Source organism: Nocardia arseniciresistens, from assembly GCF_046764875.1.
Taxonomy (GTDB): domain Bacteria; phylum Actinomycetota; class Actinomycetes; order Mycobacteriales; family Mycobacteriaceae; genus Nocardia; species Nocardia arseniciresistens.
Genome location: NZ_JBKORD010000013.1, coordinates 82800 through 98685, shown reverse-complemented (window position 1 = coordinate 98685; position 15886 = coordinate 82800). Strand labels below are relative to the sequence as shown.

Here is a 15886-nt window from a genome sequence, read left to right as displayed (position 1 = left end):
ACGCGGCACGCACAGACTTCCATCACGTGCAGAATGTCACTCTCCCGCCAACACCTCCAGCACCTGTTCCCCATACTTGGCAAGCTTGTTCTCGCCGACACCGGCGACCGTGCCCAACTCGGACAGGCTCGTCGGCTTACGTCCGGTGATCTCCCGCAGTGTGGCGTCGTGGAAGACGACGTAGGCGGGTACGCCCTGTTCCTTCGAGGTCGCCGCGCGCCATTCACGCAGCTTCTCGAAAAGACCGACATCCGAGGGCGCCAGATCGACGGGCGGAGTCTTGGCCGATTTCGCCGACCTGGCGGCGCGGGCCGGGGTGGCGCGCTCGGGCTCCTTGCGCAGCAACACCTGCCTGCTGTCGAACAGCACGCCCTCGCTCGCCTCGGTGAGAGTCATCACGCCGTAGTCGCCGTGCACGGTCAGCAGACCCTGGGCCAGCAGTTGTCGCACCACTCCACGCCATTCGACGTCGCGCAGCTCCGTGCCGACACCGAAGACCTTGAGCTCGTGATGATCGTGCTGCACCACCTTGGGATTCTTCTTGCCGATCAGGATGTCGACGATGTGGCCAGCACCGAAGCTCTGACCACGTTCGCGTTTCAAGCGCAGCACCGTGGACAGCACCTTCTGCGCGGCGACCGTGCCGTCCCAGGTCTGCGGCGGTGTCAGGCAGGTGTCGCAATTGCCGCACACCTGACCGGGTTGGCCGAAGTAGGCAAGCAGCTGCGTGCGGCGGCACTCCACGGTTTCGCACAGCGCGAGCATCGAGTCGAGATGCAATTGCAGCAGCCTGCGATGGGCGGCGTCACCCTCCGAGGCGTCGATCAACTTACGTTGCTGCACAACATCACTGAGCCCGTACACCATCCAGGCCGTCGACGGCAGCCCGTCGCGGCCCGCGCGACCGGTCTCCTGGTAGTAGCCCTCGACCGATTTCGGGAGATCCAAGTGGGCGACGAACCGCACATCCGGCTTGTCGATACCCATGCCGAAAGCAATCGTGGCGACGACGATGAGCCCATCCTCGCGGAGGAACCGCGATTGGTTCTTCGCGCGAGTCCGCGCATCGAGCCCTGCGTGATAGGGGACGGCACTGATCCCGTTCTCATTGAGGAATGCCGCGGTCTTCTCCACCGAATTGCGCGACAGGCAGTAGACGATGCCCGCGTCACCGGCGTGCTCGGCCTTGATGAACTCCAGCAGCTGGCGATCCGGCTTGTTCTTGGGCTCGATCCGGTACTGGATATTCGGCCGGTCGAAGCTGGCGACGAAGCGCCTGGCGGCACCGAGTTCGAGGCGCTGAATGATCTCGTCGCGAGTCTTGTCGGTCGCGGTCGCGGTCAGCGCGATACGCGGCACATCCGGCCAGCGCTCGTGCAGCATCGACAGGCCGAGGTAGTCCGGCCGGAAGTCGTGGCCCCACTGCGAGACGCAATGCGCTTCATCGATGGCGAACAGCGCGATCTTGCCCCGACCGAGCAGGTTCACGGTCGACTCGAGCCGCAGGCGCTCGGGCGCCAGGTACAACATGTCCAGCTCGCCCGCGACGAACTGGGCCTCCACCGTGCGCCGCTCGTCCGGGAACTGTGTGGAATTGAGGAACCCGGCCCGCACACCGAGCGCGCTCAGTGCGTCCACCTGGTCCTGCATCAGGGCGATCAGCGGCGACACCACCACTCCGACGCCGGGACGTACCAGCGCGGGCACCTGATAGCACAGCGATTTACCGCCGCCGGTCGGCATCAGCACCAGGGCATCCCCGCCGCCGACCACGTGCTCCACGATCTCCCGCTGATCACCGCGGAAGCTGTCGTAGCCGAATACGCGACGTAAGACCTGTTGCGCCGCACCGGTTTCAGGGCCGGGTTCGCTGTCGGTCAGCTGTCCGTAGCGACTGCTTGCAGGTCGCTCGAAAGAGCCAGCCGCTGCAGCATCGGAGAAGTCCACCCGGCCCATCCTACGAGCGCCGTCCGGGGGACAAACCCTTACACCGCCCCTGGACGGGGGTCGCACGGCAAGTACTCCACATGTGCATAACAAATCTCGGCATTCGCAAGTCCCGCTGAGTCATTACGCGAAACGCCGAGACCCAAGGGCAGCCCCAGGTCCCGGCGTTCGCAGCATCTCGGGCTATTCGCGGACGTAGTAGCGCAATGTCGCATAGGCGGTGATAGCGGCGAAGACCACACCGATCGGCGCGATGGTCAGCGCGATCACCGCGATGTCGTCGCCGGTGACCTGCGGAAAGACATTGCTGTCGAACAGCTGACCCAAAGCCCGATCGATCACCATCGGCCGCGCGACGAGCAGGCCGAAGATCGCGAGCACCGAACCGATGATCGCCGCGACTACCGCTTCCAGCAGGAACGGCAGCTGTGTGTACCAGCGAGTCGCGCCGACCAGCCGCATGATCCCCACCTCCTCACGGCGGGTGAACGCGGCGATCTGCACCATGTTCGCGATCAGCATCAGCGCCGCGAGCGCCATCACCAGCGCAAGGCCGAATGCCGCGTTGCGCAGCCCGTCGAAGATGCTGACCAGCCGGTCGACGAGCTCCTTGTCGTTTCGGACCTGCTTCACCCCCGGCCTGGTATCGAAGGTCGGGAAGATCTGCTGGTACTGGTCCGCGTCGGTCGTCTTCACGCGCAGCGACGCGGGAAACTTGGTGTCCTTGATCATGTCGAGCATCTCGGGCTGGCCCTTGAAGGTCACCTCGGTGGCTTCCTTCGTCGCCTCCTCGCTATTGACGAACTGGACCGACACCACGCCCCCGGTCTTCTTCAGATCGGACATCAGCGATTGACACGGCTCCTTGGAGCACTCGAGGTCAGCCGCGGAGATGTCATCGGTGAGATAGAGCCGAATCTCGACTCGGTCCAGGAAGTAGTTCTCGGTCTTGTCGGCGATGCGTACCGCCAGCAGACCGCCGCCCAACATAGTGAGCGACACCGCGGTGGTGAGGATCATCGCGATGGTCATCGTGACGTTGCGGCGCAGACCGGTGAAGACCTCGCCGAACAGGAATCCGAATCGCATTACCGGCCCACCCCGTACACACCGGTCGCGTCGTCGCGCACAAGGCGGCCTCGATCGAGCTCGACCACCCGCCTGCGCATCGCATCGACGATGTGGTTGTCGTGGGTGGCCATCACCACCGTGGTGCCGGTGCGGTTGATCCGCTCCAGCAGCAGCATGATGTCGCCGCTGGTGTCGGGATCGAGGTTACCGGTCGGCTCGTCGGCGAGCAGCACGAGCGGGTGGTTCACGAACGCCCTCGCGATCGCGACGCGCTGCTGCTCACCACCGGAGAGCTCGCTGGGGAGTCGATCGGCCTTACCACCGAGACCGACCATATCGAGCACCTCGGGGACCGTCCTGTCGATGAACTGTTGACGCTTACCGATCACCTCCAGCGCGAACGCGACATTCTGCTGGACGGTCTTCTGCTGCAACAGCCGGAAGTCCTGGAACACGCAACCGATGCGCTGACGCAACTTCGGCACCCGCCGTCCCGGCAGCCGGTCGACCCGGAAGTCCGCGACCTGTATCTCGCCGGAGGTGGGTGCCTCCTCTTTGAGCAGTAGGCGCATAAAGGTCGACTTGCCGGAACCGGACGGTCCGATGATGAAGACGAATTCGCCCTTGTCCACATCTACCGTGACGTTGTCCAGCGCGGGTCGCGTCGAGGTCTTATACGACTTGGTGACGTTCCGCATGGTGATCACGGGGAGCCAGTGTAACCAGCAGCCGGGTGACTACCGCGAGGTCGAGGGCCCGCCGTGGCGCATATGCGCCGTTGGTAGACGTGCCTCACGGGTTGGATACCGCCGGATTCACAGCTACCGGAACGGAGTTCAAGGTGGGGTTCGATCCGGCGGGAATCGAGTTATCCGGCTTGACGAACAGATACAGCACAAATGTGACAACCCAGGTTCCCATCAGGATCGCCGTAGATCTACGAGGTCTCACTGATACCCTCCCGGCGCAACGCCGCGGCTACTCGCACCCGCAGTTCGCGACCGACTTCGAATTGTTTACCTGGCAATGTGCGGGCAACCATTCGGATGTTCATCTGGTCGACCGTCAGGGCTTCGACACCCATCACGCTCGGCTCATCGAGTAGTAGCGGCCGCAGCCGAGCGTCTTCGTACGCCTGTGTACCGACCGCATGCAGGATCTCGTTGACCCTGGTGATGTCCGCGCTCGCGGCCACCGGCACGTCGATCGCGGCGCGCGCCCAATCCTTCGACAGATTCGTGACTTTCACGATCTGGCCGTTGGGCACGATGATTACCTCACCGTCCGCGTTACGCAATGTGGTGATCCGTAGCGTGACGTCCTCGACCGTACCCTCGGCCTGCTCCGCGGATCCAGTCACCGCGATGCGAACCACGTCACCGAAGCCGTACTGGCGCTCGGTGATCAGGAAGAACCCCGCCAGAATGTCCTGCACGATGCGTTGCGCGCCGAAACCGAGTGCGGCACCTAACACCGCGGCGGGTGCGACGAGTCCGGTCACAGCGAACCCCATGCGCCGCAACACCTCGATACCGACCAGCACATACACGATGGTCAGCACTACCCAGGTGACCACCTGCGCCAACGCGTGCCGATGTTTGGCGGCTTCGGTCCGCACCAGCGCATCGCTGCTGCGGAATCCGGCATCGATCTTGCGGGTTATCCGATCCCTTACGAAGGTCGCGAACCGGCTGAACAGCACCGCGCCCATGAGATAGAGCACGATCTCGAGGCCCGAAGAACGCAGCCAGGTCGTGAAATCGGTGGATGAGGCAAACGCCTGTATCCCCGCGACATTCATTTAGTTAGCCTGCTCTCGCATTCGCCAGCGGATTCCGGATTCGATGAAACCATCGATGTCGCCGTCGAGCACAGCAGACGGGTTATTGACTTCGTAGTTGGTCCGCAGATCCTTGACCATCTGGTAGGGGTGCAGCACGTAGGAGCGCATCTGGTTGCCCCAGGACGCGCCCTCGTTGGTCTTCAGCGCGTCCATCTGGGCACGCTCCTCCTGCCGCTTGCGTTCGAGCAGCTTGGCCTGTAGCACCCGCATCGCCGAAATCTTGTTCTGCAGTTGGGATTTCTCGTTCTGACAGGTGACGACGATGCCGGTCGGGATGTGTGTCAGCCGCACCGCGGAGTCGGTGGTGTTGACGCTCTGGCCGCCGGGGCCGGACGAGCGGTACACATCGACGCGGATCTCGCCTTCCGGGATCTCGATGTGATCGGTGGTCTCGACCACAGGAAGCACCTCGACCTCGGCGAAGGAGGTCTGGCGGCGGCCCTGGTTGTCGAAGGGGCTGATGCGCACGAGCCGATGTGTGCCCATCTCCACCGAAAGGGTGCCGTAGGCGTAGGGCGACTTCACCGCGAAGGTGGCGCTCTTGATGCCCGCTTCTTCGGCGTAGGAGGTGTCGTACACCTCGACGGAGTACTTGTGCCGGTCCGCCCAGCGGATGTACATGCGCATCAGCATCTCGGCCCAGTCCGCGGCGTCGACGCCGCCCGCGCCGGATCGGATGTTGACCAGCGCGTCGCGCTTGTCGTATTCGCCCGACAGCAGCGTGCGGACCTCCAGCGCCTCCACGTCACCGTGCAGTGCGGCACGTTCGGTGTCGGCGTCGGCGAGCGCGGAAACCTGCGCCTCACCTTCCTCGCCCTCGGCGAGTTCGTACAGCACCGGCAGATCTTCCAGCCGCTGGCGCAGGTCCCCGACGCGACGCAATTCGCTCTGCGCGTGCGAAAGCTCGCTGGTGACCTGTTGCGCGTGGTCCTGGTCGTTCCACAGGTCCGGATCGGCGGCCTGGTGTTCCAGCTCGTCGATACGACGGCGCAGCTCCTCGATGTCGAGGACCGACTCGACCGTCTTGAGGGTGGCGTCGAGTTCGGCGAGATCAGCGGAGACGTCAGGATGCACGATGACCTAGCCTACTGTGCTGGTCGGCCTGCCCCTAACCCCAGCGGGGCCACCGAGTACGTCGCGGGCCCGCGATCGTTGCGCGGCCGGGTTCGGTGGCGTGTTCACACCGCATCGGGCCGGTCGCGCGGTCAGCTGGATATCGCGCGCAATCCGCCGGGGCGGCGACCCGCCAGCGCATCGAGGGCATGCGCGGTCGGCTCGTCGGCGGGCAGGTAGACGATCAATTGCTGGTCGTCGTCGGCGGACAGCTCGAGGGTCTCGTAGGACAGCCGCAGGTTGCCCGCTTCGGGATGCGCCAGGCGGGTGACACCGGTCGCGGCCGCGAGGCTCGGCACGGTCTCGACGCGTCGGGTGAACTCCGCGCCCGCGGCGACGGTGAGCTCGTCGATCAGTACCGCGATGTGTGGGTCGGCTCGGAACGGGCCCTGCTTGAGGGCAGCCACCACTTCGTCGGCCACATGTTCCCAGTCCGGGTAGGCCGTGCGGGCACGCGGATCGGTGAAGACGAACAGGGCGAGATTCACCCAGCCGTCGTTGTCGAGCAGTCCGGTCGGCGCCATCAGACGTTCGTAGCCTTCGGTCCAGGCGAGCGCTTCGCGCAGTCGATTGACCACCACCGCGGGCGCGGGCTCCAAGCGGTCGAGGACGGCGCGGACGGTTGGTCGCACCTCGCGCAGCAGCTGTGCGCCGCCCATGCAGCTGAATCCGGCGTCGGCGGCCTTGGTCAACCGGTGCAGATGCACGCGCTCACTCGGCGCCAGTTGCAGCGCGTCGGCGAGTGCGCCGAGCACCGGCGGCGAGGGACGGCGATCGCGCCCCTGCTCGAGCCGGGTGATGTATTCGATGCTCACCCCTGCCAGGGTGGCCAGCTCGGAGCGACGCAGTCCGGGAGTCCTGCGGCGTGCGCCGGTCGGCAGTCCGACCTCGGCCGGGGTTACCGCCTCGCGCCGGGTGCGCAGGAACAAGCCCAACTCGTTGTCGCTCACTCTTCGAACGGTACAAGCGTCGGCCGCCGCGAGGGTGACCCTGCCACTACCACTCTCCGTGCGGTCTTCCTGGTGGCCGCGGCAAGCAGCAGATTGGGACACGCGACGGCCGGACCCGGTCGTCGCGACGCTTCCTGCGAAGGAGAAATGCCATGTCAACACTGAAGCTCGCGGTCATCGTCGGCAGCGTCCGGGAGGGACGCTTCGCCCCTGTGGTGACCTCCTGGTTCACCGATCACGCCGTCCGGCACGGCGGCTTCGAGGTCGATGTGATCGACCTTGCGGAATTCGACCTGCCGCTGGCGCTGCCCTCGGTCTCCCCCGCCATGGACCCGAACCCGCAGCGACCAGCCGGGATGACCGACCTCACCCGGCGGCTGGGCGAGGCCGACGCGTTCGTCATCGTCACCCCCGACTACAACCGCAGCTTCCCCGCGTCACTGAAGGCCGCCATCGACTGGCACTTCACCCAGTGGGACGCCAAAACCATCGGTTTCGTCGGCTACAGCGGCGCAAGCGGCGGCCTGCTCGCGATCGAGGGCCTGCGCCAGGTATTCAACGAACTCAACGCCCACACCGTCCGCAACTACGTCTCCTTCCCCCGCTATTACCTGCTCTTCGACGCCGAAGGAAACCTCATGGAACCCGAGGAGCCCGCGGCCGCCGCCCAGGCCATGCTCGACCAATTGCATTGGTGGGCAACCGCCCTCACCGCCGCCCGCTCACTTGCCCCAGCGATGTAGGCGCCAGCGACCCACATTGCGCGTCGATTGCCGTGGAATGTGACACATCACCTGGTCCACTTCTGCATGTGCCGCACGCTTACCCACCACTGTCCCGCCCACAAGTGGCAGATCATGGTGAGGCTGCCGGTCGGGCCGGTGGCGGACGGTCGATAGGGTTCGGGGGTGGCTGCTCATTCTTCAGATCTCGAACTTGCCCTGCGGCTGGCCGATGAGGCCGATGCGATCACTCGAGCGCGCTTCGGTGCGCTGGATCTGCAGGTCGATTCGAAGCCTGATCTGACACCGGTCTCGGATGCCGATCTGGCGGTGGAGAAGGCGATCAGGCAGACGCTCGGACAGCAGCGGCCCGGTGATTCGGTGCTCGGCGAGGAGTTCGGCGGGGATGTGGAGTTCACCGGACGGCAGTGGGTGATCGACCCCATCGACGGCACCAAGAATTTCGTGCGGCGGGTGCCGATCTGGGCCACGCTCATCTCGCTACTCGAAGACGGCGTGCCCGTGGTCGGTGTGGTGAGCGCTCCCGCGCTGGCCCGCCGGTGGTGGGCGGCGGCGGGCTCCGGCGCTTGGGCCGCCGTCGATAAGGATGCGCCGAAACAACTTTCGGTGTCCGCGGTGGCCGAGCTGCGTTCGGCGAGCCTGGCGTTCTCCAGCCTGTCGGGTTGGCGCGAACGCGGTCTGCGCGAGCACTTCCTCGCCCTCACCGATGACGTATGGCGAGTCCGCGGCTACGGCGACTTCCTCACCTACTGCCTGCTCGCCGAGGGCGCGGTGGATATCGCCACCGAACCCGAGGTCTCCCTGTGGGATCTGGCCGCTCTCGACATCCTCGTTCGGGAGGCGGGCGGCCGCTTCACCGCGCTCAACGGTGACTCCGGTCCGCACGGCGGCGACGCCATCGCCACCAACGGCCTGCTCCACGATGAGGTGCTCTCCCGCCTCGGCGCCGACTGACCTGCGTCCCGGAGACCCGTGCTCACCCCGCGAGCGGCTTCTCCATGAGGACCACGTTTTCGGTGCCGTGGAACTGTGGCGGCAATCGCGTTTCTCGCACCTCGACGAAACCCTGTGCGGCGTAGTACTTGCGCAGCACCGAGTTGTTCGCGGCGGTGTCAAGGCGTTGCACCGTGACGCCCTTGGCAAGGGTGTAGTCGGCGCAGAACTGGATGACGCGGGAGCCGAGATCACGCCCGCGGTACTCCGGGGCGACCATCAGCCCGTGGATATACCCGGCTTCGGCGTCATCCGCACCCCAGAAGTCCGGGTCCCGCCAGACGATCCGTACCGCGGCGGTCAGGTCGGTCTCGGTCTCGCGCCAGACGAACCATTCGCCCCGCGTCGTCTCTTCGGTCACCGTCGCGGCGGGGTATTCGCCGGGTAACCATTGCGCGATACCGTTGCCGACCATCCACTCGGCGAGCCGATCGCGTAGTCGCACAATGTCGTCCGCGTCAGCAGAAGTCGCCGTGACCATGGGAGCTGATTCCGGCACGATCCTCCTCAGGTGTGTCGATTCGCCGATCAGCATATGACCCGGTCCAGATGTCAGCCGAGCCGTTTGAGCTGCGGCCACGATTGCGACCAGGCCGCGCGCGGTTCGCGGCAGCGGAAGATCGGCTGACCTTGTTCGTCGTTGTCGATACCGAGGCCATTGTCGATTCGCCCTGCTGGTTCGACCGAACGGAATAAGCGGACCAGCTGGTCACGGTCGAAACCGACGGCGACCACGGCGGCGGCGTTCGGCGGACCCCACCACCAGTAAGCGTTGCTCCCGCTGTGCGGCCTCGGCAGCCCGTACTGTCCGCCGAAGCGCTCGATGGCGCCCGCCTCCCCGGAATTGGCGGTAAGAATGGCGACATCGGGGCCGAGGTTGCCACGCACGTCTGCGATCTGGCGCACGAATTCCGGCCAGCCGATGGTTTCGCCCGCGTCGTAATCGATGGCGAGCACCGGTGAGTCCCGCAACACCGAGACCGGCAACACCGGCAGGAACAACACCGCCGAGACGAAGGCGTTCACCACGAGCGCCGAACTCACTGCCGCCCACCACATTCGCCGAGTACCGAACCACCTGGCAACCGGCACCGCGGCGGCGGCAAGCAGAATCGGATACATCCCGCCCATGTAGTACGCCTTGCCGCCGGTAAGGGCGAACACCACGAACATCAGCGCGTACCCGAGTGCGAAGGCACGATATCGAGCCTCGCGCCATAGTCGCCACAGGCCGAACGCCCACAGCGGCACCAACAATGGCCCCATCAGCCCGAATTGCAGCAGCACGAACATCGCGGGCGAATCCGAGGTGCCCGATGAGCCACCCGCGATCGCCCGGCTCATTTCCCATTGCGGCCAATCATTCTCGGCCTGCCACCAGAGATAGGGCAACCAGATCAGCACGGCGAGAGCGACCGCCATCGGAAAGTACTTGGTAGCGAGGATCTTTCGCGGCCCGATCAGAACCAGTGCCAGCAGCAGTGCACCGACGGGGAAGATCAGCAACAGTTTGTTCTGCAACCCGATGCCGACAACGAGCCCGATGCCGAGCCACCATCTGGGGTCCGCACCGCCCGGCCGACACGCACCGCCGGGCGGGCGGCCATCGGCGGGGTCACCCACGAGCTTCAGCACCAGCAGACACACCAGCGACCATGCGGCCACATCGAAAGTGGTGGTCGTGAGCAGGTGGCCAGTACCCACCACCAATGCCGCGCTGGCCACCGACGCCGCCGCGAGTGCCTGCGCACCGCACCCTCCACCGAATTCACGCGCCATCAAACCCGCACAGATCACGATGAAGGTCGCCACCGAGATCGACGGAAGACGTAACAGCAATAACGAGTCAGGATCGATTGCCGACATCGCGCGAGCGAGCAGCGGTGTCAGCGGCGGCTGATCCGGGTATCCCCAGTCGAGATGTCTGCCCGCGGCCAGAAAGTACAGCTCATCCCGGTGATAGCCGTAGCGCACAGCGAAAGCGACAAGGAGGGCGGCGAACAGACCCGCGACGATGGTCAGCTGTCGCACCGCGACAGCAGGCACCTGTCGCACCGCGGCGGTGGGCACTTGCCCAGCCTGACACATAACGGCGGCGTATGCTGCACCTCGACGCAGTTCTTACTCTGGAGTAAGATAGTACTACTCAGGAGTAAGATAGCCGGGACAAGACCTCACCCCACCCACCCGAGAAAACAGGTGATGATGAGCACTCGAGACAGCGCAACGAAGCGACGTCCAGACACGTCCGCTGTTGGCCTGAACCACCCCAAGCGGGACTGGATGGGCGCGGCCATGCGGATCATGACGACCCTCACCGGGTCGGAGCTCGCCGAGAAGTACAACCTGCGCAAGCCGATCGAGCGAGTCACCTACGAAGGCACCAAGACCGGTTTCCGCACCCTCGGCGCGGCAACTCGCGCCTTCGCCAAGGTCGCGGGCAACGGCGCACCGAAACGGTTGGCGGACAACGAGTCGAAGAACAAGGACTTCTTCGACCTCACCCCCAGCGACGAGCAGCAGATGATCGTCGAGACGGTGCGGGAATTCGCCGCCGAGATCCTGCGCCCGGCCGCCTACGAAGCCGACGGTGCCGCGAAGGCGCCGCGCGACCTGCTCGAGCGGGCCGCCGAACTCGGCATCACCCTGATCAACGTGCCCGAGGAGCTCGAAGGCGCGGCCTCCGAGCGTGGCGCGGTCACCAACTCGCTGGTCGCCGAGGCCCTCGCGCATGGTGACATGGGCCTTGCCCTGCCGATCCTCGCACCGAGCGGCGTCGCGGTCGCCCTCTCCCAGTGGGGCACCGACGCGCAGCAGAAGACCTACCTGCCCGCCTTCACCAGCGAAAGCGTGCCGCAGGCCTCGGTCGTGATCAGCGAGCCCCGCGCCCTGTTCGACCCGTTCGCATTGCAGACCAAGGCAACTCGCTCCCCGAGCGGCTACCGCCTCAACGGCGTGAAGAGCCTGGTGCCCGCAGCGGCGGACGCCGAGCTATTCCTCGTCGCCGCCGAGCTCGACGGTCGCCCGGCCCTGTTCATCGTGCCGTCCGACACCCAGGGTCTTGTCGTGGAGGCCGACCCGAGCATGGGTCTGCGCGCCGCCGGCCTCGGCCGCCTGATCCTCGACAATGTCGCGGTCGGTACCGACGCCATCCTCGGCGACGGCGATGCCGAGCAGCGCGCCGCCGAGTACGCGGACGCGGTCCGTCTCGCCCGTCTCGGCTGGGCGTCGCTGGCCATCGGCACCGGCCAGGCCGTGCTGGACTACGTGATCCCGTATGTGAACGAGCGTGAGGCGTTCGGCGAGCCGATCAGCCACCGCCAGGCGGTCGCCTTCATGGTCGCCAATATCGCCATCGAACTCGATGGTCTACGCCTGGTGACTCTGCGGGGCGCGTCACGCGCGGAGCAGGGCCTGTCGTACGCCCGCGAGGCGGCGCTGGCCAGAAAGCTTGCCACCGACAAGGGCATGCAGATCGGCCTGGACGGCGTGCAACTGCTCGGTGGCCACGGCTTCACGAAGGAACACCCGGTCGAGCGCTGGTACCGCGATCTGCGGGCCATCGGCATCGCCGAAGGTGTCGTGCTCATCTAAACCGGCTGGTTCCTTACTTCCAGGAGACATTCCATGATCAATCTCGAACTCCCCAAGAAGCTCCGGGCCAGCGCCAACCAGGCCCACCAGGTGGCTCAGGAGATCTTCCGCCCGATCTCGCGCAAGTACGACCTCGGCGAGCACGACTACCCGGTAGAGCTGGACGCCATGGCCGCCATGGTCGAGGGCCTCGCCGACTCCGGCACCCAGAAGATCGGTGGTGCGGCCGGTGGTCGTTCGGACACCAGCGAGTCCGACAACCACGCCACCGAGCTGCTCGGAAATAGTAACGGCGGCAACATGTCCGCACTGCTGAACGCTCTGGAAACCTCGTGGGGCGACGTCGGCCTCATGCTCTCGATCCCCTACCAGGGCCTCGGCAACGCGGCCATCGCGGCCGTGGCGACCGACGAGCAGCTCGAGCGCTTCGGCAAGGTGTGGGCCTCGATGGCCATCACCGAGCCGTCCTTCGGCTCCGACTCCGCCGCCGTCACCACCACCGCCGTCCTCGACGGCGACGAATGGGTACTCAACGGCGAGAAGATCTTCGTCACCGCGGGTCAGCGCTCCACCCATATCGTGGTGTGGGCATCGGTCGACAAGAGCCTCGGCCGCGCCGCGATCAAGTCGTTCGTCGTGCCCCGTGACGCTCCCGGTCTTTCGGTGGCCCGGCTCGAGCACAAGCTCGGCATCAAGGCCTCCGATACCGCTGTGCTGCTGTTGCAGGACTGCCGGATCCCCGCTGACAACATCCTCGGTAGCCCGGAAGTCAACGTGGAGAAGGGCTTTGCCGGGGTCATGCAGACCTTCGACAACACCCGCCCCATGGTGGCCGCCATGGCTGTCGGCGTCGCACGCGCCGCACTCGAGGAGCTGCGCACGATCCTGACCGACGCCGGTGTCGAGATCTCCTACGACACCCCCGCCAACAACCAGCACGCCGCGGCCGCCGAATTCCTGCGCATGGAGGCCGATTACGAGTCCGCCTACCTGCTGTCGCTGCGCGCCGCGTGGATGGCCGACAACAAGAAGCCGAACTCCCTGGAAGCCTCCATGTCCAAGGCCAAGGCGGGCCGCACCGGCACCGACGTCACGCTCAAGGCCGTCGAACTCGCGGGCGCCATCGGCTATTCCCAGCGCACCCTGCTCGAAAAGTGGGGCCGCGACTCGAAGATCCTCGATATTTTCGAGGGCACCCAGCAGATCCAGCAGCTGATCGTGGCTCGCCGGGTACTCGGCAAGACCAGCGCTGAGCTCAAGTGACGCTGATGTAGTAAGTGCGGCAACGGAAAACCGGTGCGAGTCCATGTTGTGGCTCGTATCGGTTTCTTTTGTCAGTCGAAGATCATGAGATCCGGGCCAGCGGCACAGCCGAAACGGCCCGACGCGCCCGGCGGCATCACCAGGTGGGAGTCGTCGTCGCCCTGCTCTCGGCATAGGGTTTGCCCTGGTGTTCGTGCGATTGCGCGCGGCCTTTGCCCACCGACCAGCTCGAAGTATTCGCCGCTGTCCCGGTTGTGCAGAGTGAAGTCACCCCCCTATGTATTCACGTAACTGAAATCGCCTTTAGCCGTGGAGTTTCTCCGCGGGAGCCGCGACAATTCACACGCGAACGAGAAATTCAGTTTACGATCGATCCGCTCCTGGGCGGCCGAATTCTCCCGGAATTCCTCTGAGCCCCGTCGATCGAACAGACCGCTTTACCAAGAACCCCATCGAGGAGACTGGTTATGCACAAGCTGGGTTTGATACGTCGCTTTACCGCCGCACTCGCGGCGACAACCGCGGTAGCCGTGGTATTCGCAGGTCAGGCCGCGGCCGATCAAACGGAAATCGACTGGACCGTCGCGGTGCAGAAGCTGCGGGTCGCCGCCGGCGGCAACCCCGCGGCCGAACAGGCTTTGGATCGGCTGCTGGCCTCCGGTCAGGTCGCCACGGCCGGCCAGGTGGCATTGCCCGCGCAACCATTCCAGGTTCCGGCGCAAACAGATATCGGGCGCGGTGGCGGCCCGGGTGTGGGTGGGTCCGGCATCGCACTTGGCGTCGACGGGTTCCGTTTCGGATTCTTCGGCGGCCCCGGCACGATCGCGCCGAACCAGGGCGGAGCCAAGCTCGAGGCGCTCTGGATCAACCTTTCCAACGGCCGTAGCGGCACCGAGTTGCTCTCCGAGCACAACGACGTCCCCGTCGACACCACCATTCGCAGCCGAGCACTCGACACCGGCGGTGGCATGGTCGTGGCCGCGGTGTACGGCAACCTGTGGCACCGCTGGGCGGTCCCGGTGAGCGACGCGAACCCCGACGGTTTCCAGTACCAGCTCAGCACCATCTCCGTCCCGTCCTTCGGGGCCGTCTACAACTGATCGGCGCAGCACATCCTCGAGAGCCGATACGAGTCCGTCCTGGATTCGCATCGGCTCTTGTCGATTACACGGCCAATTCACCCGGGCGGGACGAGGGCGGCCGATGTCCTCTTGTCTGGGATTACACAGTTCCGTAATTTTGTGGCGTGGGCTTAGAGGAGCGGGTTGCGGAGCTCGAGCGGCGGCTCGGCGCGCTGGAGGCAGGCGGAAGCCGCCGCGAGGACGTATCGCCGGAGAAGTGGGCGGTGCAGCGGCTGCAGGAGGATTTCGTCGAGGCCGATGAGCCCAATGGCGGGGTGCTCTTCGCCGGGTCGGTCCGGCTACCCACCGATGAGCACTACGGATGGCAAGCGCGGTTCACCACCGGCGAGATCATCGAGGACGACTGGTCCGAAGCCGCCGAATGCCTCGCCGCGCTGGGCAATCCGGTCCGACTACGGCTGTTGCGTGAGGTCATGGGTGGCCGCAGGACCGCGGCCGAGCTCGTCGGTCTCGAAGGTGTCGGCACCTCAGGACAGGTGTATCACCACCTACGCCAGCTGGCCGCCGTCGGCTGGTTGCATACGGCGGGCCGTGGACGTTTCGAAGTACCGGAGAGTCGGGTTGTTCCGCTGCTTGTCGCGCTGGCCAGCGCACGGCGCTGACGACGACATTCCGGGTCCGGCGGTTGCGCGAGCGGCGAACTGGCCGGACACGAAACCACTGGCTGCGGCCTGTCCTGGACCCTGCACGAAATCGCGCGGCACCCAGCCGTATTCGAGCGACCGACCGCGGAACTGAATGATGTACTCGGCGACCGAATCCCGCGGACCTTCCTCGACTCCCCTACCCCCGCCGAGTCGTCGCCGAGGCATTACGCCTACACCCACCGATCCCGATGTTTCCGCGAGAACCCATGCGCGACATGGAGATCGGCGTCCACCACATCCGGAAGGGCAGCACCGTCTTCATCAGCTCGCACACCCCAGATGGCGGTAGCGATGATCGCCCGGCGTTTCCGGCTCACCCCACAACCGATCACCCGGTCGACGACTACTCGCTTATCTCGCTACGGCCGCGCTTCGGGTTGCCGATGACGATCTCGGACACCACACGGATCCTCGCCGACCATTAGCAGCCGTTGCGAGAATGGCTCGCACCACAGCTGGACCACGGACTATCGGTTTATCGACTGTTGTGATCTGTCACACTCTCGCTGATACGGTGAGCGGGTATACACGCCCGTTCGATATCGCTAGGTCGCGTGCCGACGCGAGTACTTGGTGGAGG

The 15886-nt window shown here is 65.5% G+C and carries 15 protein-coding genes and 1 pseudogene; 7 read left to right on the top strand and 9 right to left on the bottom strand.

The genetic code is table 11. From position 1 onward, the window contains the following. Nucleotides 1–36: 36 nt before the first annotated feature. The 7 genes from recQ to ACLMAJ_RS23855 all read right to left on the bottom strand — a co-directional run bounded on the left by recQ (nt 37) and on the right by ACLMAJ_RS23855 (nt 6924). Nucleotides 37–1881, bottom strand: coding sequence for a DNA helicase RecQ (recQ, locus tag ACLMAJ_RS23885; protein WP_412016198.1), 1845 nt, complete (start codon nt 1879–1881; stop codon nt 37–39). A gap of 249 nt (nt 1882–2130) precedes the next feature. Further along, on the bottom strand, nt 2131–3036 hold the full coding sequence (gene ftsX / locus ACLMAJ_RS23880) for a permease-like cell division protein FtsX (protein ID WP_412016040.1): 906 nt from the start codon (nt 3034–3036) through the stop codon (nt 2131–2133). Continuing rightward, nucleotides 3036–3716: a cell division ATP-binding protein FtsE gene (ftsE, locus tag ACLMAJ_RS23875; RefSeq protein WP_412016197.1), complete on the bottom strand. Its 681-nt coding sequence runs from the start codon at nt 3714–3716 to the stop codon at nt 3036–3038. Before ftsE ends, ftsX begins: the two co-directional genes overlap by 1 nt. 94 nt (nt 3717–3810) lie before the next feature. Beyond that, nucleotides 3811–3939 carry a hypothetical protein gene (locus ACLMAJ_RS23870; protein WP_412016039.1) on the bottom strand — a complete coding sequence of 43 codons (129 nt, stop codon included), beginning with the start codon at nt 3937–3939 and terminating at the stop codon, nt 3811–3813. Between the two features lie 16 nt (nt 3940–3955). Next, nucleotides 3956–4819 (bottom strand): mechanosensitive ion channel family protein, encoded by an 864-nt coding sequence (locus ACLMAJ_RS23865; protein ID WP_412016038.1) that lies wholly within the window; start codon nt 4817–4819, stop codon nt 3956–3958. Continuing rightward, nucleotides 4820–5935 (bottom strand): peptide chain release factor 2, encoded by a 1116-nt coding sequence (gene prfB, locus ACLMAJ_RS23860; RefSeq protein ID WP_412016037.1) that lies wholly within the window; start codon nt 5933–5935, stop codon nt 4820–4822. A gap of 131 nt (nt 5936–6066) precedes the next feature. Continuing rightward, a complete protein-coding gene (locus ACLMAJ_RS23855; RefSeq protein ID WP_412016036.1) occupies nt 6067–6924 on the bottom strand; it encodes a helix-turn-helix transcriptional regulator in 858 nt (285 codons plus the stop codon). Between the two features lie 152 nt (nt 6925–7076). On the opposite strand from ACLMAJ_RS23855, the gene ACLMAJ_RS23850 reads away from it, so the two are divergent. Both ACLMAJ_RS23850 and hisN read left to right on the top strand, forming a co-directional pair. After that, complete coding sequence (locus tag ACLMAJ_RS23850; protein WP_412016035.1) at nt 7077–7667, top strand: NADPH-dependent FMN reductase; 591 nt, start codon at nt 7077–7079, stop codon at nt 7665–7667. A 165-nt stretch (nt 7668–7832) separates the two neighbouring features. Continuing rightward, entirely contained in the window at nt 7833–8621 is a 789-nt protein-coding gene (gene hisN, locus ACLMAJ_RS23845) for a histidinol-phosphatase (protein ID WP_412016034.1), read from the top strand. A gap of 22 nt (nt 8622–8643) precedes the next feature. Here hisN and ACLMAJ_RS23840 read toward each other — a convergent pair whose 3' ends face one another. After that, a complete protein-coding gene (locus ACLMAJ_RS23840) occupies nt 8644–9159 on the bottom strand; it encodes a GNAT family N-acetyltransferase (protein WP_412016033.1) in 516 nt (171 codons plus the stop codon). 53 nt (nt 9160–9212) lie between these two features. Further along, a complete protein-coding gene (locus ACLMAJ_RS23835) occupies nt 9213–10730 on the bottom strand; it encodes a glycosyltransferase family 39 protein (RefSeq protein WP_412016032.1) in 1518 nt (505 codons plus the stop codon). Between the two features lie 129 nt (nt 10731–10859). On the opposite strand from ACLMAJ_RS23835, the gene ACLMAJ_RS23830 reads away from it, so the two are divergent. The 5 genes and pseudogenes from ACLMAJ_RS23830 to ACLMAJ_RS23810 all read left to right on the top strand — a co-directional run bounded on the left by ACLMAJ_RS23830 (nt 10860) and on the right by ACLMAJ_RS23810 (nt 15731). Further along, nucleotides 10860–12254 (top strand): acyl-CoA dehydrogenase family protein, encoded by a 1395-nt coding sequence (locus ACLMAJ_RS23830; RefSeq protein WP_412016031.1) that lies wholly within the window; start codon nt 10860–10862, stop codon nt 12252–12254. A gap of 33 nt (nt 12255–12287) precedes the next feature. Beyond that, nucleotides 12288–13517: an acyl-CoA dehydrogenase family protein gene (locus ACLMAJ_RS23825; RefSeq protein ID WP_412016030.1), complete on the top strand. Its 1230-nt coding sequence runs from the start codon at nt 12288–12290 to the stop codon at nt 13515–13517. A 467-nt stretch (nt 13518–13984) separates the two neighbouring features. Beyond that, nucleotides 13985–14617, top strand: coding sequence for a hypothetical protein (locus tag ACLMAJ_RS23820; protein ID WP_412016029.1), 633 nt, complete (start codon nt 13985–13987; stop codon nt 14615–14617). A 146-nt stretch (nt 14618–14763) separates the two neighbouring features. Next, nucleotides 14764–15261 carry an ArsR/SmtB family transcription factor gene (locus ACLMAJ_RS23815; protein WP_412016028.1) on the top strand — a complete coding sequence of 166 codons (498 nt, stop codon included), beginning with the start codon at nt 14764–14766 and terminating at the stop codon, nt 15259–15261. A gap of 39 nt (nt 15262–15300) precedes the next feature. Next, a pseudogene (locus ACLMAJ_RS23810) lies at nt 15301–15731 on the top strand (cytochrome P450). Nucleotides 15732–15886 lie beyond the last annotated feature (155 nt).